This is a genomic window from Sphaerisporangium sp. NPDC088356 (genome assembly GCF_040685555.1).
Taxonomy (GTDB): domain Bacteria; phylum Actinomycetota; class Actinomycetes; order Streptosporangiales; family Streptosporangiaceae; genus Sphaerisporangium.
This window is the reverse complement of sequence record NZ_JBFBIK010000033.1, coordinates 45,579-69,757: the sequence shown is the minus strand read 5'-3', so window position 1 is coordinate 69,757 and position 24,179 is coordinate 45,579. Positions and strand designations below refer to the sequence as shown.

Annotated in this window: 21 protein-coding genes; 17 read left to right on the top strand and 4 right to left on the bottom strand. The window is 72.2% G+C overall.

Annotation, left to right across the window (positions count from 1 at the left end; genetic code table 11):
- Positions 1 to 153: 153 nt before the first annotated feature.
- Both AB0O34_RS15265 and AB0O34_RS15260 read right to left on the bottom strand, forming a co-directional pair.
- Positions 154 to 1,545 (bottom strand): hypothetical protein, encoded by a 1,392-nt coding sequence (locus tag AB0O34_RS15265; protein ID WP_363915974.1) that lies wholly within the window; start codon positions 1,543 to 1,545, stop codon positions 154 to 156.
- A gap of 104 nt (positions 1,546 to 1,649) precedes the next feature.
- Positions 1,650 to 3,392, bottom strand: a complete 1,743-nt coding sequence (locus tag AB0O34_RS15260; RefSeq protein WP_363915973.1) for a biotin carboxylase N-terminal domain-containing protein — start codon at positions 3,390 to 3,392, stop codon at positions 1,650 to 1,652.
- Positions 3,393 to 3,621: 229 nt separating this feature from the next.
- On the opposite strand from AB0O34_RS15260, the gene AB0O34_RS15255 reads away from it, so the two are divergent.
- The 7 genes from AB0O34_RS15255 to AB0O34_RS15225 all read left to right on the top strand — a co-directional run bounded on the left by AB0O34_RS15255 (position 3,622) and on the right by AB0O34_RS15225 (position 11,572).
- Complete coding sequence (locus tag AB0O34_RS15255) at positions 3,622 to 3,894, top strand: WXG100 family type VII secretion target (protein WP_363915972.1); 273 nt, start codon at positions 3,622 to 3,624, stop codon at positions 3,892 to 3,894.
- A gap of 526 nt (positions 3,895 to 4,420) precedes the next feature.
- Positions 4,421 to 5,419 carry a hypothetical protein gene (locus AB0O34_RS15250; RefSeq protein ID WP_363915971.1) on the top strand — a complete coding sequence of 333 codons (999 nt, stop codon included), beginning with the start codon at positions 4,421 to 4,423 and terminating at the stop codon, positions 5,417 to 5,419.
- A gap of 52 nt (positions 5,420 to 5,471) precedes the next feature.
- A complete protein-coding gene (locus AB0O34_RS15245) occupies positions 5,472 to 6,281 on the top strand; it encodes a hypothetical protein (protein ID WP_363915970.1) in 810 nt (269 codons plus the stop codon).
- Positions 6,278 to 7,168 (top strand): type II secretion system protein, encoded by an 891-nt coding sequence (locus tag AB0O34_RS15240; RefSeq protein WP_363915969.1) that lies wholly within the window; start codon positions 6,278 to 6,280, stop codon positions 7,166 to 7,168. The genes AB0O34_RS15245 and AB0O34_RS15240 overlap by 4 nt, the downstream gene beginning before the upstream one ends.
- Entirely contained in the window at positions 7,165 to 8,154 is a 990-nt protein-coding gene (locus AB0O34_RS15235) for a type II secretion system protein (protein ID WP_363915968.1), read from the top strand. The genes AB0O34_RS15240 and AB0O34_RS15235 overlap by 4 nt, the downstream gene beginning before the upstream one ends.
- A complete protein-coding gene (locus AB0O34_RS15230) occupies positions 8,151 to 8,573 on the top strand; it encodes a TadE family protein (protein WP_363915967.1) in 423 nt (140 codons plus the stop codon). The genes AB0O34_RS15235 and AB0O34_RS15230 overlap by 4 nt, the downstream gene beginning before the upstream one ends.
- Before the next feature lie 311 nt (positions 8,574 to 8,884).
- Positions 8,885 to 11,572: a BTAD domain-containing putative transcriptional regulator gene (locus AB0O34_RS15225; RefSeq protein ID WP_363915966.1), complete on the top strand. Its 2,688-nt coding sequence runs from the start codon at positions 8,885 to 8,887 to the stop codon at positions 11,570 to 11,572.
- Positions 11,573 to 11,658: 86 nt separating this feature from the next.
- On the opposite strand, the gene AB0O34_RS15220 is transcribed toward AB0O34_RS15225, so the two are convergent.
- Both AB0O34_RS15220 and AB0O34_RS15215 read right to left on the bottom strand, forming a co-directional pair.
- Complete coding sequence (locus tag AB0O34_RS15220) at positions 11,659 to 16,536, bottom strand: FtsK/SpoIIIE domain-containing protein (RefSeq protein WP_363915965.1); 4,878 nt, start codon at positions 16,534 to 16,536, stop codon at positions 11,659 to 11,661.
- A gap of 100 nt (positions 16,537 to 16,636) precedes the next feature.
- Positions 16,637 to 17,011: a hypothetical protein gene (locus AB0O34_RS15215; RefSeq protein WP_363915964.1), complete on the bottom strand. Its 375-nt coding sequence runs from the start codon at positions 17,009 to 17,011 to the stop codon at positions 16,637 to 16,639.
- Between the two features lie 10 nt (positions 17,012 to 17,021).
- Between AB0O34_RS15215 and AB0O34_RS15210 the strand changes: the two genes are divergently transcribed.
- From AB0O34_RS15210 to AB0O34_RS15165, 10 genes are all read left to right on the top strand, one after another.
- The gene (locus AB0O34_RS15210) at positions 17,022 to 17,168 is read left to right on the top strand and encodes a hypothetical protein (protein ID WP_363915963.1); all 147 of its coding nucleotides are present in this window, start codon (positions 17,022 to 17,024) and stop codon (positions 17,166 to 17,168) included.
- A 553-nt stretch (positions 17,169 to 17,721) separates the two neighbouring features.
- On the top strand, positions 17,722 to 18,075 hold the full coding sequence (cutA, locus tag AB0O34_RS15205; RefSeq protein ID WP_363915962.1) for a divalent-cation tolerance protein CutA: 354 nt from the start codon (positions 17,722 to 17,724) through the stop codon (positions 18,073 to 18,075).
- 368 nt (positions 18,076 to 18,443) lie between these two features.
- Positions 18,444 to 19,145, top strand: coding sequence for a hypothetical protein (locus AB0O34_RS15200; protein ID WP_363915961.1), 702 nt, complete (start codon positions 18,444 to 18,446; stop codon positions 19,143 to 19,145).
- 1 nt (position 19,146) lies between these two features.
- Positions 19,147 to 19,941 carry a hypothetical protein gene (locus AB0O34_RS15195; RefSeq protein ID WP_363915959.1) on the top strand — a complete coding sequence of 265 codons (795 nt, stop codon included), beginning with the start codon at positions 19,147 to 19,149 and terminating at the stop codon, positions 19,939 to 19,941.
- Positions 19,938 to 21,245, top strand: a complete 1,308-nt coding sequence (locus tag AB0O34_RS15190; RefSeq protein WP_363915958.1) for an ATPase, T2SS/T4P/T4SS family — start codon at positions 19,938 to 19,940, stop codon at positions 21,243 to 21,245. The genes AB0O34_RS15195 and AB0O34_RS15190 overlap by 4 nt, the downstream gene beginning before the upstream one ends.
- Positions 21,242 to 22,153, top strand: a complete 912-nt coding sequence (locus AB0O34_RS15185; RefSeq protein WP_363915957.1) for a type II secretion system F family protein — start codon at positions 21,242 to 21,244, stop codon at positions 22,151 to 22,153. Before AB0O34_RS15190 ends, AB0O34_RS15185 begins: the two co-directional genes overlap by 4 nt.
- Positions 22,146 to 23,072 (top strand): type II secretion system protein, encoded by a 927-nt coding sequence (locus AB0O34_RS15180; RefSeq protein ID WP_363915955.1) that lies wholly within the window; start codon positions 22,146 to 22,148, stop codon positions 23,070 to 23,072. Before AB0O34_RS15185 ends, AB0O34_RS15180 begins: the two co-directional genes overlap by 8 nt.
- A complete protein-coding gene (locus AB0O34_RS15175) occupies positions 23,073 to 23,306 on the top strand; it encodes a hypothetical protein (protein ID WP_363915954.1) in 234 nt (77 codons plus the stop codon).
- Positions 23,303 to 23,758, top strand: coding sequence for a TadE/TadG family type IV pilus assembly protein (locus AB0O34_RS15170; protein ID WP_363915952.1), 456 nt, complete (start codon positions 23,303 to 23,305; stop codon positions 23,756 to 23,758). The genes AB0O34_RS15175 and AB0O34_RS15170 overlap by 4 nt, the downstream gene beginning before the upstream one ends.
- Complete coding sequence (locus AB0O34_RS15165; RefSeq protein ID WP_363915951.1) at positions 23,749 to 24,171, top strand: TadE family protein; 423 nt, start codon at positions 23,749 to 23,751, stop codon at positions 24,169 to 24,171. The genes AB0O34_RS15170 and AB0O34_RS15165 overlap by 10 nt, the downstream gene beginning before the upstream one ends.
- Positions 24,172 to 24,179 lie beyond the last annotated feature (8 nt).

Here is a 24,179-nt window from a genome sequence, read left to right as displayed (position 1 = left end):
GCGCTCTCCACCCCCGTGACCCCGCGACGTTCCGGTGCTCTACTCTCGACGGTACCCCCCCCCCCCCCCCCCCCCCCCCCCCCCCCCCCCCCCCGGGGCTCTGAGGAACACGTGGCCGTGACGATCACCACGAGCCGAAGGGGCTGAGCCGGACTACCAGTCTCCGCCGCCGCCGAAGTCTCCGCCGCCGAAGTCGCCTCCGCCGCCCCAGTCTCCGCCGCCGCCGAAGTCGCCTCCGCCACCGCCCCAGTCGCCGCCGCCGGCCGACTCGGCACCCGCGGCGTAGCCGGCGTCGTAGCCGCCACCGCCGTGGCCCCAGCCGCCGAACGAGCTACCGAGCATGGTGCCGATCAGCATGCCCGTCATCAGGTCGCCGCCGCCGAAGCCGCCGTAGTACCCGGAGGCGTAGGGGGCGTACGCGGGGCCCGCGTCCCAGTAGGGGCGACGCTGGCCGTCGACCATGACCTCGCGCATGTGCGGGTCGAAGCCCTGCTCCACGCGTTGCGCGTCGGACGCGCAGGCGGGCACGTCGCGGGGGGCGCCGTTCGGCGGGGCCCACAGGACGTCGCGGACGGACGGGCCGTGCTGCGGGTTGAAGAAGCACGGTGCGCGCCGCTCGGGAAGCGCCTCGTTGTTCACACGCGCCTTGACGCAGGCGAGGGCGTAGCGGCCCTCTTCGAGGGCGGTGGTCACGCCGCGGAGCTCGTCGGCGCGCTTGACCGCCGCGAGCTCGGCCTTGGCCCGCTCGTAGGAGTCGAGGGCCTGCTGCCAGTCGGTCTGGGTCTGGGCCTGGCTGTCGGACACCTTGACGTCGAGGTCGAGCGCGGTGATCTCCTCGCCGAACTTGGTGACATCCTCCTCGACGGTCTGCTTGACCGCGGCGAGATTACGGGCCTCCTGGGCCTCGCGCTCGCGCTTCTTCTTGCGGGAGTACCAGAAGATGCCGAGGCCGCCGACCAGGGCGAGGACCAGGATGCCGATGAGCACCCCGCCACCGCCGCCACTGCTCGCGGCGCTTCCGGACTTCAGCGCTCCCCTGGTGTCACCGCTGACGGCCTTGTCGACCCGCTCGACGAAGTCCTTCATGCCGGTGACGACGTCCTTGTTGTTGCTGGTCGCCGCGTTGGCGAGCTGACCTGCCAGGCCGGTCTTGCGGATCGCGCTGGACCCTGCGAACAGCGTGTTGCCGTCGAGGACCGCCACCGTGGCACGCGAGCGGCCCTGCTGGGCGAGCGCCTGGCCGAGGGCGGTGATCAGGTGCCCTGCCGAGGCGCTGTCGGTCACTGTGCCGTCGGCGAGGGACGCGACGTAGATCTTGCTGTTCGCACCCTTCACCGCGTCACGGATGTCGGACAGCTGGCTGGAGCTGAGCGACACGCCGGGCCCGACGTAGACCGGGTCATCGGTCTTCCAGGCGGACACGATCGTGTTCGGATCGGGTGGGGCCGCGGCCCGCGCGGCGGGCGACAGCGCGAGAAGCGTGAGAAGTGCGGCCAGCATGGCCACGACTGTGGCTGTGGCGCGGCGCACCGGATGAGTGGTCACGGCTATATGCCTCCTTCGCCCTACAGGACGAACGGGGGGTCGACTAGGTTCCTCGAAACGCCACCGTATCTCGATGTGCAGGGCGACCGGCATGAGAGCGGTGCTCAGGCGTCCTTGATCTCGCAAATGGAGGCCCCCGCGGTGACCGTCTGCCCGACGGCCGCCACCAGGCCGGTCACGGTGCCGCCCTTGTGGGCGGTGAGCGGCTGCTCCATCTTCATGGCCTCCAGCACCACGATCGTGTCACCCGGCTGGACGACGTCGCCGTCGGAGGCGGTCACCTTGACGATCGTGCCCTGCATCGGGCTGACCAGCGAGTCGCCGCTGACCGCCGCGGCCGAGCCCCTGCCGGCGGCGCGGCGGGCGGGCTTCTTCGGGCCGGCCTGCCGTGCCGTCGCGGACGCCACGGGCAGGACCACCTCCAGGCGCTTGCCGCCGACCTCCACGACCACCCGCTCGCGCTCGACCGGCTCCTCCGTCGCGGTCTCGCCGGCGTAGGGCTCGATCTCGCCGGAGAACTCGGTCTCGATCCACCTGGTGTGCACGCTGAACGGCTCGCCGGTGAAGGCGGGATCCGACACGACGGCCCGGTGGAAGGGCAGGACGGTCGGCATGCCCTCGATGGTGAACTCCTCCAGCGCGCGGCGGGAGCGCGCCAGGGCCTCGGCCCTGGTGCGGCCGGTGATGATCAGCTTGGCCACCAGCGAGTCGAACGACTGGGGGACCGTCATGCCGGCCTCGTAGCCCGCGTCGAGCCGCACGCCGGGCCCGGCGGGCGCCCGCATCGTGGTCACCGTGCCGGGGGCGGGCAGGAAGTTGCGGCCGGCGTCCTCGGCGTTGATCCGGAACTCGAACGAGTGCCCGCGGATCTCGGGGTCGTCGTACCCGATCGGCTCGCCGTCGGCGACGCGGAACATCTCGCGCACCAGGTCGATGCCCGTGACCTCTTCGCTGACGGGGTGCTCGACCTGCAGCCGGGTGTTGACCTCCAGGAAGGAGATCGTGCCGTCCTGGCCGACGAGGAACTCACAGGTGCCCGCGCCGACGTAGCCGGCCTCCTTGAGGATGGCCTTGGAGGAGCTGTAGAGCAGCTCCATCTGCTCAGGCGAGAGGAACGGCGCCGGGGCCTCCTCGACCAGCTTCTGGTGCCGTCGCTGCAGCGAGCAGTCGCGGGTGGAGATCACCACCACGTTGCCGTGCTGGTCGGCCAGGCACTGCGTCTCCACGTGGCGGGGCCGGTCGAGGTAGCGCTCCACGAAGCACTCGCCTCGCCCGAACGCCGTCACGGCCTCGCGCACCGCCGACTCGTACAGGTCGGGGATCTCCTCCAGCGTGCGGGCGACCTTCAGGCCCCGCCCGCCGCCGCCGAAGGCCGCCTTGATCGCGATCGGCAGGCCGTGCTCGGAGGCGAAGGCCACGACCTCGTCCACACCCGACACCGGGTCGGGCGTGCCCGCCACCAGCGGCGCTCCGACCCGCTGGGCGATGTGCCGGGCGGCCACCTTGTCGCCGAGCGAGGTGATCGCCGACGGAGGGGGACCGATCCACACCAGCCCGGCGTCGATCACCGCCTGGGCGAACTCGGCGTTCTCCGCCAAGAAGCCGTATCCGGGGTGGACGGCGTCCGCACCGGATACCTCCGCGATGCGCAGCAACTTGCCGATGTCGAGGTATGTCTCAGCGGGCGACTGCCCGCCGAGCGCGTACGCCTCGTCCGTCATCCGCACGTGAAGCGCGTCGAGGTCTTGGTCGGCGTACACCGCGACGCCGACCAGGCCGGCGTCCTTGCATGCCCGTGCGATCCGCACCGCTATCTCGCCACGATTGGCGATCAGGACCTTCTGCACCGAGGTTGTCCCTTTCCTCCAAAGGCCTTGCGCGCCTCCCACGGAGTGTAAGCGGCCTCTGATCTCACGTGAGCCCCTACCCCCGGCCTTTCTTCCCAGGAACCGGGATCACCGGTATGGGTTGGGGGTGATAACCACTCGGTATAACCAGTGCGTCATAGGGGTTTGACGTCTAGGGTAGGGGCGTTTGGCTACCCCCTGTATGCAGACGATCCCGAAGGAGACCGGCATGAGCCAGAGCCTGCTCGGCGGCGACCCCGCGGAAATGCAGAACATGGCCGCTCAGTTCACGCAGCAGGCGGAGCAGGTGCGCCAGACGATGGCGGCGCTCGACCGTGAGGCGGCGAAGGTCGGCAGCGCTTGGACGGGGCCTGGTGCGGTGCGGTTCGGCGGTGCCTGGCAGAACTACCGCCAGGCGTTCCAGAGGATGTCGGAGGAACTGGCCGAGGCCTCCCGCATCATCACCACCTACCGCGGCAACATCGAGTCCGCGACGCGATAGCGCGTGAGACCGGGGCCCGGCGGGGTGGAGTTCCACCGCCGGGCTTTCGTGTTTCCCCGGCCCCGCTTTCCTGGTCCCGGGCTTGGTGGCGGGCGTGCGGGTTTCCCGTTGCCGGTGATTCTCGACGGCTCTCCGCCGCGACGCGTGCCGGAGCCCTGAACGGTGTGCCGTCGGGCGTGGCCGGCCTGGAACCCCTACGTGACCGCCGTTCCAGGTGCGCTGGAGGCGGGTCGGGCGACGCGGCGCCCGCGAAGCCGGAAGGGCTCGCTACGGGTCCATGCCGGAAATCCAGCTGGTCACCCCTCTGCTTACGGCAAGTCCGGAAAGCGCCTGAATCAGATGGATATGACCAGGGGCAAAATAGGGCGTAAGGACCGCCGTAATCCGCCGTAAGGCTCTATTGGGTGCTAGTCCCTCGTAAAATCGGACACAAGTACGGTTTACGGAATTATTACGGCGATCCTGATCCAATCTGAGTAATGTCGGTGCTCGCCAGCAGTGTCCCCGAACTCTGGAGACCTCACCGATGAGGGTTACCGAGCAGCCCCCCTTCCGTGGTCCAGAGGCGCAACGGCACGCCGGCCAGACGCCGTCGCCCGGTTTCCGGCAGGGACGCAAGCTGCCCGTCACCCCCCGCGAGCGCAGGCCCGCGCTTGCCGTCCTGGCCATCCTGCTGATCGTCGGTGGCGCGCTGGTCACGGCCGTCCTGTTCATCCAGAACGGCGAGCGGGTGTCGGCCATCGCGGTGGTGGAGCGGGTGGGGGCCGGCCAGCGAATCCCGGTGCGGGCGCTCAAGGAGGTGCGGATCGCGGTCGCGGACATCAAGTACATCCCGTGGTCCGCCCGCGACGAGGTCGGCCGGCACTTCGCCGCCGTCGACCTCGTGGCGGGCACGCTGCTCAACGACGGGATGGTGGGGCTCGCCTCCTCGGAGCTGCGCCCCGGCAAGGCGGTGGTCGGGCTCATGCTCAAGGCGGGCCAGGTCCCTCCGGGCCTTGAGAAGGGCGACCGGGTCCAGGTGATCTTCGTGCCCGGTGGGGAGGGCACCGTGGAGGGCGGCAGGCTCCTCGCCGCCCACGCGCTTGTCAACTTCGTGGACGACGGGCTGAGCGGCCCGGGAAGCGGGTCCACCTCGGTGTCGGTCATCGTCGATACCGAGACCGCGCCCACGCTCGTCGCCTACGCGTCGGCGGGACGCATCGGCCTGGCGTACCTCCCCGGACTACCGGCCGACATCTCCCCACAGGCGCGCCCCTCCGGCCCGCCTTCTACCGGAACGACCCGCGACCCGGACGATGTCACGACCGGCGAGCCCGGCCCGAACACGCGAGGGACCCCGAGACCCTCCACGACCCCACGCGCCGCCACGCCGCCGGTCCGTACGCCGTCGGCCCGTGCGACCGCCAAGACGACCGGCGGTCCAAGCAGCCACCCGACCACCAGAACGACGCCCCGCCCGACCCCCACCCCGACCAACCGCCGCGGCACCAGACCGACCCCATCACCGACCAACGGCCGGGGCTGAGCGCCATGGCACCGATCGCGCTGGCCGCGGACCACGGGGAGGGCTGAGCGCCATGGCGTTGATCGCGTTGGCCGCGGACAAGGGTGCGCCTGGCGTCACGACGGCCGCTACCGCGCTCGCGGCGGTCTGGCCGCGCCAGGCGTTGCTCGCCGAGTGCGACGCGGCCGGAGGAGACCTCGCCTACCGCCTGCCCTCCGAGCAGGGGCATCCCCTCGACCCCGGACGCGGCCTCCTCAGCCTCGGAGTCGCCGCCCGCAGGGGGCTGGACGCACCGCAGATCCACGAGCACACCCAGCGGCTGGTCGGGGGCCTGGAGGTCCTCGCCGGCATCGGCGGCGCGGAACAGGCGTCCGGGCTGACGTGGCTCTGGGAGCCGCTGGCCCGGGCGTTCAGGGCACTGCCGGGTACGGACGTCATCGCCGACTGCGGCCGGGTGGGGTCCTACCCGCCGATCAACGGGCTGCTCGCCGCCGCCGACCTCGTCGTGTTGCTCGCCCGTCCCCAGCTCGATCAGGTGGCCCACCTCCGTGATCGCGTCGCGACGCTGACCGGCGCCCTCGCCGAACGCACCCCGGCCCCGCCCTCCGTGGGCGTCGTGGTGATCGCCGAGGCGAAGAGGTTCAAGAAGGCGATCGCCGAGGTGCGCCGCGTACTGTCCGCGAGCGGGACGCCCGACGTGGTGCTCGGCGGCCTGGCCCATGACGTCAGGGGTGCCGAGCTGCTGCGCGGTGAGTGGGGCGGGCGGCTCGACCGTACCCTCCTCATCCGCTCGGCACGCGAACTCGCCGCCACCGTGGTCTCCCGAGCCGACCAAGGATCCCGGCGACGCGGCAGCCACGTGGGGGAGAGGGCTGTGCGGTGAGTGCCGGGCTGGAGATCCGGTTGGCGCTGGTCCTGTCGGGCGGGGCGGCGATCGGCGGCGGGGTGTTCCTGCTCGGGGCTTTCCTGAGGGGCGCCGCCAGGGTCCCCGCCCGTACGGACCGGCCGGCGGGGCTCCGCGCCGTGAAGCTGTCCACCCGCGTGGCGATCGCGGGCGCCGTGGGCGGTGCCGTCCTGTTCGTCACCGGCTGGCCGGTGGTCGCCGTAGGCTGCGGCCTGCTGGTTCTCGGCTGGAACCGGCTGGTGGGCGGCGGTGCCCAGGAGCGCGACGCGATGCGACGTCTGGAGGCGCTCGCGGCCTGGACCGATGCCCTCAGGGACAGCGTCGCGGGCGCGGGCGGTCTGGAGCAGGCGATCCCGGCCTCGGTACGGGCGGCGGCCCCCACGATCCAGCCGCACCTTGTCGCCCTGGTCGACAGGCTCCACACCCGGATGCCTCTCTCGGACGCCCTCCACCGCTTCGCCGACGACATCGACGACCCGTCCGCCGACCTCGTCGTCGCAGCCCTCATCCTCAACGCCAAGCTGCGCGGGCCCAGCCTTCGCGAGATGCTCGGCGCGCTCGCCGTCTCGGCCAGGGAGGAGCTCGACGTCCGCCGCAAGATCGAGACCGAACGGCGTTCCGCCCGGCGGGGTGTCCAGATCGTGGTGGGCACGTCGCTCGGTTCGGCCGCCCTGCTGGTCGTCTTCAACCCCTCCTACGTCGCCGAGTACCGGGGCCTGGCCGGCCAGTTCGTCCTGCTGGTGGTGGCGGCGCTCTTCGGCGCGGGCTTCGCCCGGGTGCGCAGCCTCGCCAGATTCGACAGACCCGCCCGGATGCTGACAAATGCCGCACCAGCGCCCGCCACTGAGGCAGGGATGACGCGTTGACGGGGCCGTTGATCGGGGGCGGGATCGTCGGGCTGGGGGTGTTCCTGTTGCTGCGCGCGCTGTTCCCGACCCGGCCCGGCCTCGCCGCACGGCTCCTCGCCGCCGACGCCGTACGGCGGAACGGGGAACGCGCCGGCGCGGTGACCACCGAGGACGCGACCGGTCCGTTCGGCCGGGAGATCGGTACGTTCGGCGGGGAGAGCGGCCGGTTCGGCCGAGAGGCCGGTACGTTCGGCGGGGAGACCAGGGCGCTCCGCCGTGAGGCCGGCGAGGTCGCCGCGCGCTTCTATGCGGCACGGGGCTGGGAACTACGTGCAGTACGGGCCGACCTGGCGCTGCTCGGCAGGTCGTTCGAGGACCATCTGGCCGGCAAGTACCTGCTCGGAGCCGCCGGCCTGCTCGCCGCGCCGATCCTGGCCGCCTGGATCCCGCTCATGGGCTGGGACTTCGAGCTCGCGGTGCCGCTGTCGTCGGCGGCCGTCCTGGCCCTGATCTTCTTCATGCTCCCTGACCTGCGGCTCAGGCGGGAAGCAACCGTCCGCAGGCGTGAGTTCCGGCGCGTCCTCGGCGCCTTTCTCGACCTCGTGGCCATGAACCTCGCCGGCGGCGGGGCAGTGCCCGAGGCGCTGATGACGGCCTCGTCGCTCGCCGACGGCTGGGCGATGTGGCGGATCCGCGACGCGCTGGTGAACGCCAGGTTCGCCGGCATCACGCCCTGGCAGGCCCTGGGCCGGCTCGGAGAGGAGGTCGATGTGGACGAGCTGCGTGATCTGTCGTCCTCGCTCGGGTTGGCCGTGGAGGACGGTGTCAGGGTCCGGCAAGTGCTTGCGGACCGCGCCGGGAGCGTACGTCGCCGCCGGCTGGCCGAGGTCGAAGGCCGGGCGGGGGAGCGGTCACAGTCGATGCTGGTCGCACAGGTACTTCTGTGCGCCGGCTTCGCGCTGTTCCTGAGCTTTCCCGCCGCCATGAAGATGCTCGGATCATGAGGCGCGGACAGCGAGACCGTGGCGCCTCGGTCATCGAGCTGGCGCTGATCATGCCGGTCGTGCTCGTGGTCATCCTGCTGATCGTCCAGTTCACGCTGGTCTTCCACGGCAGGCAGGTGGCCGACGCCGCCGCCCGAGAGGGCGCGAGGATCGCGCGCGCCGCCGGCACCGGTACGGACGGCTGGCAGGGCGCCGCCGAGGCCCGGGCGCGTACGGTCGTGCGAACCGTCGGGCCCAAGATGCTCCAGGCCGTCGTCGTACGGGCCTGGCAGAAGGGTGACCAGCGCGGGGTGACCGTGGAGGGAGACGCCGTGGCCGTGGTCCCGCTACTTCCCGGTATGTCGTTCAGGATCACCTCCACCTTCGGCGGCCCCATCGAATGCTTCCGCCCCGACGACGGCAGCCCGGGCTGCCAGTGACCCCACGACAGCACCAGCCCTCACGGTCTCCGTGACAGCTGGATGGGGCTGGTGACCTTCGCGACGGTGACTGGGATCTCGTGGGTTTCCTGACGGAGCATGGGATCCCCCCGATTTCGTGATGGACGGGATGGTGGGTGGTGATCCCTGCGGCGGAGCACGGGCCCTCGGTGGCTTCGTGATGGCCGGATGGTAGGCATACTCCTGACCATCATCGGATTCGGCGGCGGCGCCAGGGGCACCGGTGCCATCGCAGGGGCCGGGGACAGGTCAGGCATCCCCGCGGACAGGCCAGGTCAGGGATCGAGGAAATGGCAACACCACCCGTGCGCCCGCAGGAGCGGACGGCGTCCGGCATCCTGCTCGGCGTCCTCGCCCTCGTCGCCCTGCTCGCCCTGGTGGCCGGGGTGCCGTACGCACTGATCCGCGTCTTCGGCTCCCCGCTTCCCGACGGCGGGCTCTCCCCGGACACCCTGACCCGGCGTCTCGGGCCCGGCGCGGTTCTCGACATGCTGTCGGTGCTGGTCTGGCCGGTCTGGCTCCAGCTGGTCGCCTGCGTGGTGGCCGAGCTGTCCGCGATCCGCGGGACCGGGGCGCCACCCCGGATCCCGTTCGCGCGCGGCACCCAAGCCTTGATCCACCGCCTGGCCACCACCGCGTCCGTGCTGGTCATCGCGCCCACCCGGACCACGCCGCCGGCCCTCGTGGCCGGTGGCCCCGCCGGGCCGGAGTGGCATCCGGGTGGACGGCCGGACGGCTCACCCCGCCACGCCGACGCGCGCGTGGACACCCAGGCCGAGGACCCCGAGGCCACACGTGACCTGCGAGGGCTGCGCCATCGTCGCGGGGGACCCCAGCCGGCGGTGAACGCGCCTGGGCGGAGCCCCGCATCCCACGAAACGGGCCGGCACGCGGGCGCCCCGCTCCCCAGCACAGCGGCCCCCGCACCCCTTGGCACAGCGGCCCCCGCAACGCCCGGCTTCGCTACGGCCGCGACTCCAGGCTCGGCCGCTCCCGGGATTCCCGGTGTAGTCGCTCCTGCCACCCCCGGGTTCGCTGGGGCTGTTACCCCCGGGTTCCCTCAGGCGAGGTCGTTCACCGAGGCGGAGTTGCGGGCCGCGGTTTCCGGTTTCACCGCTGCCGGGTCGCTCAGCGCGGCGGGGTTGCTAGCGGCGCTCGGACGCAGGCGCAGGGAGCGCCTCTGGACCCGGCCGCCCGGATTCGGGCTTCCCGTGCCCACAGGCGACGCGACGCTCGCGGAGGTCGCACTCCGGCTCGCCGCCGATCAGACCGGCGCGAGACTGCTCGACCTCGGCCTCCGCCACCTCAGCAAGGAGCTGGCGGCCATGGGCCGTACGCCGCCGACGGTCTACGGTGCCTTCCTGGCCTCCACCCACATCGACCTGTGGATCCATCCGGGCGACGAGGACGTGCCCGCACCTTGGGCGGCCGTGGACGGTGGCCGGGTCTGGCGGCTGGACGCCCTCGACGGCGCCGCGCTGAACGAGCAGGCCGTGGCGGGCACCCTCGCTCCCTACCCGGGGCTCGTCTCCATCGGCACGAACGAGAGCGGGCGGGTGCTGGTCGACCTGGAGACGGCCCGTGGCCTGATCGACCTTCGCGGACCCGGTCCGATCGTGGCCGCGGCCCTCGCGGCGGCGGCCGTCGAGCTGGCGACCAGCCGGTGGTCGGACCACGTGAGGTTGATCCTGGTCGGCTTCGGTCATGAGCTCGCGATGGTCGCGCCTGACCGGGTCACCGTCGCAGGGAGCGTCGCCGAGGTGCTGCCGGAGCTATCGGCGCGTACGGCGCAGGTCCGGCGAGCGCAGGCCGCCTCCGGGACCGACTCAGCGCTCACCGGTGCCGGGGGCGGGTCGGTGGCCGCTGGGGGCTCGCCGGGTACTCAGGGTGCTCACGGTGAGGCAGCGAGGCCCACCTACCTGCTGTCGGCCCTGGCCCCGACCCCTGAGGAGGCCGTAAGGCTGGCCGAGGCGGCCCGTAACGGCACGCGGATGCCCTCGGGCTACCTTGTAGCGGGCGGCGGGTCGCCGGGCTCAGCGTGGACCTGGGAGCTCACCGAGGAGGGCCGGGCCGGCGTCAAGGAGCTGGGGCTGGACGCCGCGGGGCAACTACTGAGCGAACGGCAGTACGCGCAGGTCGCCGAGCTCTTCCGTACCGCCGTTCAGGGGAGCGTGCTGCCCCTGCCGGAACCTGAGCCGAACGGCCTGGCGGCGGCGCAGCTCGCCCCCTCCTTCCGCCCGTCGGCGGAGGTCTCGGTGCTGGGTACCGTCCGGGTCCTCACGCCACTGCCCCTGGAGGAGGAGCGGGTGCCCATCTGCTCCGAGCTGGCCGCCTACCTGGCCACGCACCCGGGCGGCGTTCACCCGAGGGCGCTTGACGGGGCGCTGTGGCCGGGCGGCGTGGAGACCGCCGTACGGGACGCCGCGATCGTCCGCGCGCAGGAGTGGCTCGGCATGGACAGCGCGGGACGTTTCAACCTGTACGTCGACACCGGGGGCCTCCTGCGGCTCGGCCCCGAGGTGCGGGTGGACTGGCAGGTGTTCCGCGAGCTGGTACGGCTCGCGCGGCGCGATCCGGCGAACGAGGCCGCGGCGCTCGACGACGCCTTGGCCTTGGTCCGGGGGCCGCTGGCGGCGGGGCACCCGGCCGAGCGCTACCTGTGGCTGGCGGGGGACCCGCTGGGCCCGGAGATCATGGCGCGGGTGTCCGACGCCGCGCACCGGCTGTGCGAGGTGCGGATGCGGGCCGGGGATCCCGACGGCGCCATCGGGGCCGCGCTCGCCGGGTTGCGGGTCTCGGAGGGCGACGAGGGTCTGTGGCGCGACCTGCTGCGGGCCGCGCACGCCACCGGTGACATGGGCACGCTCCAGCTCTGGGTGGGGACGCTGCGGCAGCGCGCCGCCGCCTCCCAGTACTGGGGGCGCCTCGTCCCCGAGACGGAGTCCCTGATCGCGGAGCTCCTCCCTTCACCCCCATGATCCTCCCTGCACCCCCATGAAACGGATGATCCGCCGAACCCCGGGGAGTGACCACCGCCATCCGTCCCGCCGCCGTCTGCGTGGGGTCAGATGGTGAGGGCTGTTTGGATGGGGGTGGCGGTGCCGGAGATCACTAGCAGGCCTCGGCCGGGGGGGCCGCCGACCGCGCCGCGTGGCAGCCGTACGTTGAACAGGTCGCCGTCCGCAGGACTCTGGACCGACAGCAGCAGCCCTGTGCGCGCCTTGCGGGCCTCGGCGACGAACCCCCGGTAGGCGGTCGCGAGGTCACCGGTCGTGCCCGCGATGAGCAGCCCGTGCTCGCCGTCCCTGCCGCTGCGCAGCGTGCTCTCGAGCGCCAGGCCGAGGGGCGAGTCCGGGGACACCAGCTCGGCGTCGTCCACGATGACGACGTACCGGTCGTGGCCCGCGAGCGCGGCCGGCAGGTCGCCCGCCTCCCCGTCCCCTCCGAGGACGGCCAGCACGCCCGGCTCCCCGGACAGCTCCCGCAGGGGGCTGCGGCGGGGAGCCACCACGGCGACCGGGGTGTCGCGGTGGAGCAGCGAGCGGGCGGCGGTCAGCAGTACGGACGAACGGCCGGACCTGGACGGTCCCGCGATGACCGCCGCCGGGCCCTGCGCGAGCAGGTCGACCCCAAGGGGGGCCAGGGAGTCGCCGCCCGCGCCGAGCAGCGCCCACAGGGGGGAGGGCGGCTCGAAGGCGGGAACCAGCTCCAGGGCCTGGGAGGAGGTGATCCGCATCGGCAGCGCGTCCACCTTCAGCAGCGAGCCTGGGCCAGGGAACCGAGACGAGGCCGTACGGGCGAGCGCCTGCAGCGCCGCGACCTGCGCGGGCCCCGAGGGATCGTCGCACAGCAGGGCGATCTGGCTCTCGATGACGCCCTGCTCTCCGATGGAGATCGCGCGCCCCGGCGGCATGGCCGACGGGAGGCTGCGCGGCGGGAGCCCGGCGAGGCCGTAGTCGGCGGGATCGGCCAGCCGCATGATCAGCCGGTCCTCGAACAGCGTGGAGATCTGGCCGAGCAGGCCTGACCTGTCGGAGGTCACCACGGCCCGCAGCCCGACCGCGGGCCCCTCGCGGAGCAGTTGCATGAGCGAGTCGAGCAGCCGCCCGTAGTCGTAGCCCTCGAACGCCGCCGCGAAGCCCTCCCAACGGTCCAGCATCAGCACGAGCCAGGGCATCCGCAGCGTCGCGTCCGCTGACTCACCGCTCCCACCAGCGGTCCCGGCTTCGGGAAGGGACGCCGGCTCACCGCTCCGGCTTGCGATCCCGGACGGTGGTTCACCGCTCCGGCCGGCGATTCTCGCTTCGGCCGGGGACGGTGAGGCGCCGTTCACGCTCGCCGCTCTGGCCTCGGCCAGGGAGGCGTAGCCGGCCTCGGCGAGGAGCTGCTGTCTGCGGCCGACCTCGATGCGGAGCCGGGTGAGCAGGCGCTCGACGCGGTCGAGCTGGTCGCGCGTGACGACGGCGCCGCAGTGCGGGAGCGCCACCAGCGGCAGCAGGGCGCCCGAGCCGCAGTCGATCGCGTGCAGGTGCACGTCCTCGGGCGAGGCGTGCATGGCGATGGAGCCGGCCAGGGTCCGCAGGGCTGTGGACCTGCCGGTGCGGGCCGTGCCGGCGATCAGCAGGTGACCGCCGTGGGCCGGGTCGAGTACGAGCGGCCGGCGATCCTGGGCCCAGGGGAGGTCGGTGAGACCGAACCTCAGCGGCGGCACCTCGGTGCCGTCGTATGGGTCCAGGGCCGGCGGCAGGCCGGTCAGGCCGAACCGCGGCGGTGGCACCTCACGTCCGCCGTGCGCGGACTCCTCCAGCAGGACCGTATCGGGGAGCGGGGGGAGCCACGGGCTCGGCTGCTCCTTGATGCCCATGATCCGGGCGGCGTCCACCACGGCGTCCACGAGGACGGCCAGGTCACTGGTCGGCCCTCCGTTGCCCCCGCCCGCGCCCCCCTGCGGGCCCGTGCGCAGCGGGTGCCCGAGATCGCGCCAGCCGACCTCCACGACCCTCGGCCCGGCGCTCCGGCGCGCGGCCTCCGGCACCCTCCCGCCGACCCGCGCCGTCTGGACGGCCTGCGCGGCCCCGATGCCGGATCGCACGTAACACCGTCCGGGAGTGGACTTGGAGATGTGCGCGGCCTCGGGCCCGGAGATGACGTCGGCCGACTCCGTGGCCTCCGTGACCCGCAGCGCGATGCGCAGCGAGGTGTTCGCCTGGATGTCGGCGGTCACCACGCCACCGGGCCGCTGGGTGGCGAGGACGAGGTGGATGCCGAGGGAACGGCCGCGCCGGGCGATGTCGACCAGCCCGTCCATGAAGTCCGGCAGCTCGGCCACCATGGCGGCGAACTCGTCGATGATCAGCAGAAGCCGGGGCAGGGGCGCGGCGCTCCCGGCACCCCGGGTGGCGGACGTGGATTCCAGGACCGGAGAGCCCGCGCCCCCCGCTTCGCGCGAGTGGTCCCTGAGCTCGTGGTAGTCGTCGATGTCCTTGGCCCCGGCCGCGAGCAGCAGCCGCTCCCTGCGGCGGATCTCGGCGGCGAGCGACGCCAGCGCCCGCTGGGTGAGGTGCTCGTCGAGGTCGCTGACCATGCCGACGGTGTGCGGCAGGCGCACGCACTCCTTGAACGCGGCGCCGCCCTTGTAGTCGATCAGCACGAACGTCATCTCGTCGGGGCGGTTGGCGACGGCGAGCGAGCAGATCAGCGTCTGGAGCAGCTCCGACTTGCCCGCTCCCGTCGTTCCCGCGACGAGCGCGTGCGGGCCGTCCGTGCGCAGGTCGACGCTGAACGGGCCCTCCGCCCCGACACCGATCGGCACCTCGGTCGTGCGGCCCCCCGAGCGCCACCGCGTCGCCACGGCGCGGCCGGTGGGGGTCAGCTCCAGCAGGTCGAGCAGGCGCACGGACGAGGGGAGCGCGACCGCGGCGTCGTCCCTGCTCACGTCGCGCAGCGGGGAGAGCGAGCGGGCCAGGCGTTCGCACCACGCGGGCGAGACCTGGTCGGCGAGGATCTCGCCGATCGAGTCCAGCCCCCCGCCGCGCAGCCGTACGAACCCCTCGGGCGCGCAGTCGACGACCGTCGCGCACTCCTCCGGGAGCAGCCGCTGGTCCTCGTCGATGGCGATCGTGTAGACGCCGGCGCGCGGCCCCTGCCGGAGCACCTGCGGCATGCCGGGAAGCGCGCGCAGCACCTGGGCGCCGTCGAGGATGACCAGCACGTCGTACGGGCGGTCGTCGTAGGAGGCGAACAGGGGCTCCTCGTCGGGCAGGAACGAGCGCCCCCATCCCTTGGCCGGCGCGAGGGGGGCCAGGCCGTGGTCGTCGGGGCCGAGACGCTCGGCGATCAGCGCCGCCAGCTCCGATACCCGCTGGGCCGCCGCTTCGGGGTCGGCGCCGACCAGCGCGACGCAGTCGGCGTCACGTGGCGCGCAGTGGGGCAGCCAGCGCGCCCAGTTCCACTGCGCCGCCCCGTCGGCACCGGCGGAGAGCACCACCACGGCGAGGTCGCGAGGGCTGTGCAGGGTGACGGCGGCGCCGACCAGCGACCGGGTGATGCCCAGCGTCACCTCGCGCGGCCCGGTCATCCCCGCCACGCCGAGCCGGCGCATCGCCAGCGAGACCGGCACGGCCCCGGACACCGGATGCTCGGGCATGGGCATGTCGGGAGACGCGCCGCGCTCGGGAACGAACTCGATCTCCGCGGGCAGGTCGGCCAGGCCGATGCGCAACCGCAGCGCGTCGGGATCGTGGCTCCTGCGCTCCCACAGCCGCCGCCGGGGACCGGTCGCGGTGAGCAGGAGCTCGGCGGCGTCGGGGGAGGCGGCGCGGCGTTCGAGCTCGTTCACCGCCCTGGCCTTCTCGACCGCCACCTCGAACGCGGCCAGGCGCTCCCTGTAGGCCTTCATCTCCTGGCGGTACTTCCTGCGGCCGTGCCGCCGGTCGCCGATCCACTGGCCGATCATGATCAGGGGGGTCATGAGCCCGATCAGCAGGTAGTACCAGATGTGGAACACCGCGGCCATGGTGAAGCCGAGGACGGCGGGCAGGCAGGCGGCCAGCAGCTGCAACCGCATGCCCTCGCCCCGGCTGGGCTCGGCGGGCACCTCGAACCGCCTTCGGCGCTCGGCCGGGCGCAGCCGGGGCGGCCGGTTGTAGGCGAGGCCGCCTTCGGGCAGGACGTCCAGATGCGCGTCGGGCGGCTCGGTCGCCCGCAGGACGAGGACGGAGTTCCCGCAGGTGAGCGGGGTGCCGTCGAGCCAGGGGCGGGGGGCGCTCACCGGCTCGCCCGCGAGCTGGGGGACGGTGTGGGTGGCCCCGCGCGTGAGGGCGCCGATCACCTCGACCCTCTCCGCGCTGACTTCCGAGGGCCCTCCGCGCGCTCGCTTCCTCGCCTTGCGCCGGGCACGCCGGGACATCTTCGCCGGGGCCCTGCCCGGGGATAAGACGGACCTCACGAGGACCTCGTCCGGCGTGACGCGTACCTCGGCCGCCTCGGGCGGCAGATGGTGGTCGCCGACCGACACCGCGCACGCCGGATCGGACCCGATGACGTGGACCCCGAGGCCGAGCCGGTGGACCGAGCCCGCCGCGGGCCCACCGACCACCCTGATCTCGATCACGCCGCCGGGCTCCGCGAGGACCGTGGACCCGGCGGTCCGCTGGTCGAGCGTCACCAGGTCGCCGTCGCGGAGCGCCGCGACCATGGGGGCGTCCGGGTCGAGCCGCCTGCCGTCGACCCACAGCGAGGGCACCTCCCGCCCGCGCGGGCGTGCCTGTCCGCCGAGGCCGTACGGCGCGCGTGCCCGCGCCAGCCGTACGACGTTGCCGCGGGTCTCTCCCGGCGCGCCCTGCAACGCCACGGCGAGGCCCGCGACCGTGGTCTCCTCGTCACCATCGATGACGACGTCACGATGGCCGTGCTCTGAGACCACGGTAAGCATGATCCGCATGCGGCGTCTCCTCCGGGTCCGGCTCCCGCGCATAACGTAGCGACGGGAGTTCATCCGGTCCGGAGGTTTACGTCAACCAGACCCGGGGGTGCCCGTCTCCCTACTTCTCCACTTTCTTGCCGTCAGGGTTGATGAGATACCACTTGCCGCCGAACTGGTTCCTGCCCTGGCCGTTGTAATCGCCGGGCTTCATGTCGCCGCTGTAGTAGTACAGCGGGTGCTTGTCGTAGGTGACCTGCTTGTCTCCCTGCTTGCGGGTCGTGGTGCCGAGAAGGTTCTCCTTCACCCCGGTGCCGGCCTGGGGCTTGCCGCGGGTGAGGAGCGGCGGCCAGGTGATCGCGCAGTTGTCGTAGCAGTTGGACGTGTTGTCCTTGTCCTTCTCGAAGACGTAGAGAGCCTTGTCGTTGTCGCCGACCAGGATCTTGCCGTACTTCGAGTCCGCGACCTTGACCTTCGCGTGCTCGGGCGTCGGCATGGGGCTCATCATGGATTCGGTCCCCGACGGCGACGCTCCCGGCGAGGTGTATGTGGGGCTCGTGCCGGGGCTCGACGTGGTCGTCGGCGAGGACTCGGGGTATGGGGACATGTCTGTGCTGGTCGGTGACTCGGTGGCGTTCGCCGCCCTGCTGTAGCTGGTCGCGGGCCTGCCGGCTCCGCCACATGCGCTTACCAGCAGGACGGTTGTGGCCAGCCCGACGCTCGACGCCAGAATTCTGTTCATAACCCCCTCCTTCTCAAGAGCTCCGCACCCAGCTGTCGGGGCCGGACTATGTATCTGCCGAGGGGGGACGTAGCTATCCTTCCCGCCTATCCAGGTTTCAGCACATCCGTGCTCGTTTCGCATGGTCTCCGACCCAAAGACCGATACGGAAAGAGGGATAACGTGGGTGGTTATCGCGTGGTGTCGTGTTGTCCCACGGGTTTCCCACAGGCGTCTGTGGGCGACTGCTGTGGATAACCTCCACTCCTGTGGATAACTCGGAGGCGTTGTGGGCTGATTTACGATCTTAAACCGGATTTATGGGCATGATTCGGGCGGAACTGTGCCTGACGATAACGCGCTGCCGCTGTGGATAAAGCTGTGTACAACCGGCCGTGAAGACCGGTTCGGTGCCGGTTCGGTGCCGGTTCGGTGCCGGTTCGGTGCCGGTTCAAGGCCGGTCCAGTGAGGGGGAAGGGGCTGTCATGCCGGACTACGTGCAGGTCCAGGTCGCGGTCGAGGACCGGGCCAAGGCCGCCGAGCTCGCCCGGTCGGCCGTCTCCGCCAGGCTCGCCGCCTGCGTACAGATCGTCGGCCCCGTAACGAGCACCTATCGGTGGAAGGGCGCGGTGGAGACGGCCGAGGAGTACCTGTTGCTCATCAAGACCACCCGCGAGCGCTCCGTCGAGCTGACCGAGCACATCCGACGCGAGCATCCGTACGAGATGCCGGAGATCATCAGCCTGCCGGTCGAGGGCGGCCTGGGCGCTTACCTGCACTGGGTCGACGAGGAGACGCGGCGCGGCCCTGAGAGCTATGGCCGGGAGACGGGCGGTTAGGATGCCGCTTCGCAGGGAAACCAGAGTGGTAACTGTTGCTGACGATACGTTCGATACAAAGGGGAATAACAGCGGAAATATCATGGCGACCGGTGTCACGGGGCAGCTGCGACTCTTGACGCTCCCGTTGACAGTTAATCCATAGTGGATAAGCATGGGTCCGGTTTCTATCCCTGAGCTTGGTGCAAGCTGCACGCAATGGCATGAGAATTCCGGAAGATAACCCAACGACCCCCCGTCCTACATATCCGTGACCATGCCGTCCCGCACCGTGGTCATGCGGTTCATCTCGGTCAGCCCCGTTGGCGGCCGATTTCAGCGCATGGTGAGGGTGTCGGCCTGGTTCCTGATTCGGGAGCCCCCCACCCATGAGGATCAGCGAGAAACCCGATCGTGACAGCCGCGCGCCCGTGAACTCGGAGCGCCCGGGGTCGCCGGGCGCGCTGTCCGGACCGGCCTCCCGCAAGCTCCCCGTGCCGCCTCGCGAGCGCAAGCCGGCCCTCGCCGCCCTCGCCCTGCTGCTCGTCCTCGGCGGGGCGCTCGCCACCACCTTGCTGGTCCTCCGCAGTGGCGACCGCGTGTCGGCCATCCAGATCACCCAGCAGATCGGCGCCGGCCAGCCGATCCTCCCCGAGGCGATGGAAGAGGTCCAGATCGCCGACACCGGCATCCCGTACGTCTCCTGGAGCCACCGGCAGGAGGCCGCCGCGACCTTCGCACGGGTGACCCTGATCCCCGGCACCCTGCTCACCGAGCAGATGGTCAGCAACGCGAGCGAGCAGGTCGGCCCCGGCAAGATCACCCTCGGCCTCGCACTCAAGGCCGGCCAGATGCCGCTGAGCCTCCAGAGGGGCGACCACGTCCAGGTGCTGTACGTGCCCGGCTCGGGCCGTGGCACGGCACAGGGCAAGGTGCTCGCTCCGAGCGCGCTGGTCGAGAGCGTGGGCACCAGCGAGGGGAGCAGTTCGGGCCTGGTGTCGATCATCGTCGACGCGACGGTCTCCCCGGCGATCGCCATGTACTCCTCAAGCGGTGAGATCGCCCTCGGCAAGCTCTCCGGAGCCGGCTGACGTGGCGCTCATCGCCCTCGCCGCCGACAAGGGGGCGCCCGGCGTGACCACCGCCGCGACGGCGCTCGGCGCGGTGTGGCCACGGCCGGTGCTCCTCGCCGAATGCGACCCGTCGGGAGGCGACCTGGTCTACCGCCTGCCCAGCGTCGACGGAAGCGTACTCAACCCGGGCCGTGGACTGCTGAGCCTGGGCGCCACCGCGCGCCGGGGCCTGCGGCCCGAGCAGGTCCACGAGCACACCCAGAAGCTCGTCGGCGGCCTCGACGTGCTGACCGGCCTGACCAACGGCGAGCAGGCCGCCGGGCTGACCTGGCTGTGGGGTCCTCTGGGCCGGGCGCTCGCCGCGCTGCCGGGGGCCGACGTGCTCGCCGACTGCGGCCGGCTCGGCGCCCACCCCCAGATGGCCGACCTGGTCGCCGAGGCCGAGCTAACGCTGCTGTTCACCCGGCCGAGCCTCGACCACGTGGCACACCTGCGCGAGCGCCTCATGCTGATCTCCGGGCAGGTCGGCGTGGTGGTGATCGCCGACCCCCGGTCCTACCGAGGCTCGATCGACGAGGTGCGCCGCATCGTCGCCGCCACCGCCAGGGAGGTGGTCTTCGTGGCCGGCCTGGCGTACGACCCGAAGGGCGCTGAGCTGCTCAGGGGCCAGTGGGGCGGCCGGCTGGACCGCTCCCTGCTGATCCGTACGGCCCGGGAGCTCGCCGGCCGTCTCGCCGCCCGCGTGGCGCCGGGCCGCACATCCCCGCCCGCCACGGAACCGCCACGCCCACGAACGGGGGAGCGAGCGACATGAGCATCGACCACACGCTGGTGAAGCGGTTCCGGCAGGAGGTCGGTGATCGGCTCGCGCACCAGCGCAGGCTCGACCAGGCGAGCGGCCTCGTGCCGATGTCGGGGGAGGACGAGCGCCAGTTCGCCCGGGCGCTGATCTCCCAGGTGCTCGAGGAGCACGCGCGGAGCGAGATCGGTTCGGGGCGCACCCCTCCGACGGCCGAGGAGGAGGAGGCGCTGGCGGCGGGCATCCACGCGGCGCTGTTCGGCGTCGGCCGGCTGCAGCCGCTGCTCGACGACCCAGAGGTCGAGAACATCGACGTCAACGGCTGCGACCGCGTGTTCGTCGGATACGCCGACGGCCAGGAGCTCGTCCACGATCCCGTGGCCGAGTCCGACGAGGAGCTGGTCGAGCTCATCCAGATCCTCGCGGCCTACAGCGGCCTGTCGAGCCGCGCCTTCGACACCGCGAACCCCCAGCTCGACCTGCGGCTCCCCGACGGCTCACGGCTCTCGGCGGTCATGGACGTCACGGTGCGCCCCGCCGTGTCGATCCGCCGGGCCCGCCTCGGCAAGGTCTTCCTCAGCGACCTGGTGGGCAACGGCACCCTCACCCCCGAGCTCGGGCGTTTCCTGTCGGCCGCCGTCGGGGCCAGGAAGAACATCATGATCGCGGGCTCCACGAACGCCGGCAAGACCACGCTGCTGCGCGCCCTGGCCAACGAGATCCCGCCCCACGAGCGGCTGATCACGGTCGAGCGCGCGCTGGAGCTGGGGCTCGACCAGTTCCCCGAGCTGCACCCGAACGTCGTGGCGTTCGAGCACCGCCTGCCCAACTCCGAGGGCCAGGGCGAGATCACCATGGCCGAGCTGGTGCGGCGCTCGCTCCGCATGAACCCCAGCCGGGTGATCGTCGGCGAGGTGCTGGGCGACGAGATCGTGACGATGCTGAACGCCATGACCCAGGGCAACGACGGATCGCTGTCGACGATCCACGCGAACTCCTCGATGGAGGTCTTCAACCGCATCGCCACCTACGCCCTGCAGGCCGAGGAGCGCCTGCCGATCGAGGCGACCCACATGCTCATCGCCGGGGCGATCGACTTCGTGGTCTTCATCGAGAAGCGCAACGACTACCACGAGGGCGGCCGGCTGCGCCGCTACATCGCCAGCGTCCGCGAGGTGGCCGGGGTCGACGGGCGGGTGCTGTCCTCGGAGATCTTCGCCCAGGGCCCCGACGGCCACGCCGTGCCGCACGCGCCGATCGCCTGCGTCGACGACCTGGCCCAGCACGGCTACGACCCGACGATGGGAGCGTGGTCATGATCCCGCTCCCCGCCGGGCTCTTCGATCCGCTCGCGATCCTCGCGGGCGCGCTGATCGGTGGCGGGCTGTTCCTGTTCGGCCTCGCCCTGTACGGGGTGCGCCCGGGGCCGCCCTCTCCCGATCGCGGCGCCCGGCGCCGTGAGGTGCTGCGCAGGCTCTCCACGCGCTCCGCGGTCGCGACCATCACCGGCGGCGTGGTGCTGGTGATCACGAGCTGGCCGGTCATGGCGGCGGGAGCGGTGCTGCTCGTCCTGGCCTGGCGCGGCCTCACCGGCGGCGCGGCCGAGGAGCGGGGGGCCATGACAAGGCTCGAAGGGCTCGCGGCCTGGACCGAGTCCCTCAGGGACACCATCGCCGGCGCCGCGGGCCTCGAACAGGCGATCCCGTCCTCGATCAGGGCGGCGGCGCCCATGCTCAGGCCGCACCTGCGCTCCATGGTCGACCGCCTGCACACCCGGATGCCCCTGGCCGACGCGCTGCGGATGTTCGCCGACGAGCTGGACGACCCCTCCGCTGACCTGGTGATCGCCGCGCTCATCCTCAACGCCAAGCTGCGCGGCCCCGGCCTTCGCGAGGTGCTCGGCGCGCTCGCCGTCTCCGCGCGCGAGGAGCTCGACATGCGCCGCCGCGTCGAGGCCGAGCGCCGTGCGACGCGCCGCAGCGTCCAGATCGTGGTCGGCACGGCCGTGGCCTTCGCGGCCGCCCTGGTCGTCTTCAACCCCTCCTACGTCGAGGAGTACGACTCCCTGCTGGGGCAGGCCGTGCTCGTCGTGGTGGCCGGGCTGTTCGGCGCCGGGTTCGCCTGGATGCGGCGGCTGGCCCGTTTCGACAAGCCCGCCCGGCTTCTCGGGCCGGCGTCGAGCGCCCCCGTGGAGCGCGAGCTGGTGTCCGGAGGCGTCCATGGCTGAGAACGTCCTCGCCGGGGCGGTGTTCGGGCTGGGCCTGTTCCTGCTGATCAGAGCTCTGTTCCCTCCAAGGCCAGGGCTGGTCGCCCGCCTGCTCGCGCTCGACTCCGCCCGGCAGGGCGACGACGCCCTCCGGCTCCGGCTCATCAACCCCGACGAGGAGGTCAGCGCCTTCCGGCGCGGTCTCGGTGTACGGCTCGCGCAGTTCTACACCGCTCGGGGCTGGGAGGTCCGCTCGACCCGCGCCGATCTCGCCCTGCTCGGCCGGTCCTTCGAGGGCTATCTCGCCACCAAGATGCTGCTCGCGGTGTCCGGGCTGCTGGCGTTCCCCGTCCTGGCCGGCTGGCTGCTGCTGATGGGGTGGGGAGTCTCGCTCCAGGTGCCGCTGTGGGGGGCGCTGCTCGTCGCCCTGGTCTTCTTCTTCCTTCCCGACCTGCAGATCCGAAGGGACGCCGCCGTGCGCAGGCGCGACTTCCGGCATGCCGTGGGCGCGTTCCTCGACCTGGTCGCGATGAACCTCGCGGGCGGCAGGGGCGTGCCGGAGGCGCTGCTGATGGCGGTGTCGGTCGGCGAGGGCGGCGGCTCGTCCAACTGGGCGATGGCCCGCATCCGCGAGGCCCTGGCCAACGCCAGGATCGTCGGCATAACCCCCTGGCAGGCGCTCGGCCAGCTCGGCGACGAGATCAACGTCGACGAGCTGCGCGACCTGTCGGCGGCGCTGGGATTGGTGGCCGACGACGGCGCCAAGGTACGCGCCTCGCTCACCGCCCGCGCGGCGACGATGCGGCGGCGCGAGCTCGCCGAGGTCGAGGGCCAGGCCGGCGAGCGCTCACAGTCCATGCTGGTCGCCCAGCTCCTGCTCTGCGCGGGATTCGTGATCTTCCTCAGTTTTCCGGCAGCGATGAAGATGTTGGGGTCGTAGATGTTCACACCACCGTGGCTCACTTACCTGGTCGCCGTGCTCCACGTACGCGTCGACCGTGCCAGGACCGCCCCCTCGCGCGGAGCCTCCGCCGTCGAATGGGTGATCATCACCGCGATCATCGCCGGCGTGGCCCTCGGCCTGGCCACGCTGATCAAGACCTTGGTCACCCAGAAGCAGGCCGAGATCCAGAGCAACTTCGGCGGGGGCGGCGGTACCGGCGGAAAGCCGTGACCAGGCGGGCCTCGTCCCCGAAGGCCGCCGCGTGCGTGGGCCGGCGCGACCGGGGGGCCACGGTGGTGGAGCTGGCGCTGCTCATGCCGGTCCTGCTGATCGTGATCCTGCTGGTCGTGCAGTCGGTCCTGTGGTTCCACGGCCGCCAGGTGGCGGACGCGGCGGCCCGCGAGGGGGCCAGGCTCGCGCGTGCCGCCGGAGCCTCCGGCAGCGGCTGGCAGGGCCAGGCCGAGGCCAGGGCCCTGCAGGTCGTACGCGCCATCGGGCCACGGCTGCTCGCGGGTGCCAAGGCCCGCGCGTGGGAGCAGGGTGGCGAGCGCGGCGTCGAGGTGACCGGCGGAAGCGTCTCGGTGATCCCGCTGCTGCCCCGCACGGCGTTCACCATCACCTCCCGGTTCGGCGGCCCGGTGGAGTGCTTCCGCCCCGACGACGGGAGCGGCGCGTGCGGCTGAGAGTGCCTGGCCGCGAGGTCTTCGCGCGTTCTCCCGACCGGGGGTCGATGGCGGTCGAGACCGTGATGCTGGCGCCCGTCTTCCTGCTCTTCCTGATGTTCCTCGTCGGGGCGGGCCGGGTCGTCGAGGCGCAGGGCGAGGTCAACGGGGCCGCGAGGGACGCCGCGCGCGCCGCCTCTGTGCAGCGCACCTTCGCGGCTGCCGAGACCGCCGCCCGCGACGCCGCCGGGTCCGCGCTCGACGACCAGTGCGGCCCGAAGGTGAGCCTCTCCGGCAGCGACTGGAAGGAGGGCGGCAGCGTACGGGCGACCGTGACCTGCGACCTGAAGCTCGACTTCCTCGGGTTCGGCACGCTCAAGCAGATGAAGGGCGACTCGGTGGTGCCGCTGGAGCAGTTCAGGAGGGTCGAGTGAGACGGCTC

Bases quoted from the DNA above. Each gene is read 5' to 3' on its own strand.
- AB0O34_RS15255 (WP_363915972.1), top strand. From the start codon at position 3,622: ATGAGCCAGAGCCTGCTCGGCGGCGACCCCGCGGAAATGCAGAACATG.
- AB0O34_RS15250 (WP_363915971.1), top strand. From the start codon at position 4,421: ATGAGGGTTACCGAGCAGCCCCCCTTCCGTGGTCCAGAGGCGCAACGG.
- AB0O34_RS15245 (WP_363915970.1), top strand. From the start codon at position 5,472: ATGGCGTTGATCGCGTTGGCCGCGGACAAGGGTGCGCCTGGCGTCACG.
- AB0O34_RS15230 (WP_363915967.1), top strand. From the start codon at position 8,151: ATGAGGCGCGGACAGCGAGACCGTGGCGCCTCGGTCATCGAGCTGGCG.
- AB0O34_RS15225 (WP_363915966.1), top strand. From the start codon at position 8,885: ATGGCAACACCACCCGTGCGCCCGCAGGAGCGGACGGCGTCCGGCATC.
- AB0O34_RS15220 (WP_363915965.1), bottom strand. From the start codon at position 16,536: ATGCGGATCATGCTTACCGTGGTCTCAGAGCACGGCCATCGTGACGTC.
- AB0O34_RS15215 (WP_363915964.1), bottom strand. From the start codon at position 17,011: ATGCCGACGCCCGAGCACGCGAAGGTCAAGGTCGCGGACTCGAAGTAC.
- AB0O34_RS15210 (WP_363915963.1), top strand. From the start codon at position 17,022: ATGGATTCGGTCCCCGACGGCGACGCTCCCGGCGAGGTGTATGTGGGG.
- cutA (WP_363915962.1), top strand. From the start codon at position 17,722: ATGCCGGACTACGTGCAGGTCCAGGTCGCGGTCGAGGACCGGGCCAAG.
- AB0O34_RS15200 (WP_363915961.1), top strand. From the start codon at position 18,444: ATGAGGATCAGCGAGAAACCCGATCGTGACAGCCGCGCGCCCGTGAAC.
- AB0O34_RS15190 (WP_363915958.1), top strand. From the start codon at position 19,938: ATGAGCATCGACCACACGCTGGTGAAGCGGTTCCGGCAGGAGGTCGGT.
- AB0O34_RS15185 (WP_363915957.1), top strand. From the start codon at position 21,242: ATGATCCCGCTCCCCGCCGGGCTCTTCGATCCGCTCGCGATCCTCGCG.
- AB0O34_RS15180 (WP_363915955.1), top strand. From the start codon at position 22,146: ATGGCTGAGAACGTCCTCGCCGGGGCGGTGTTCGGGCTGGGCCTGTTC.
- AB0O34_RS15175 (WP_363915954.1), top strand. From the start codon at position 23,073: ATGTTCACACCACCGTGGCTCACTTACCTGGTCGCCGTGCTCCACGTA.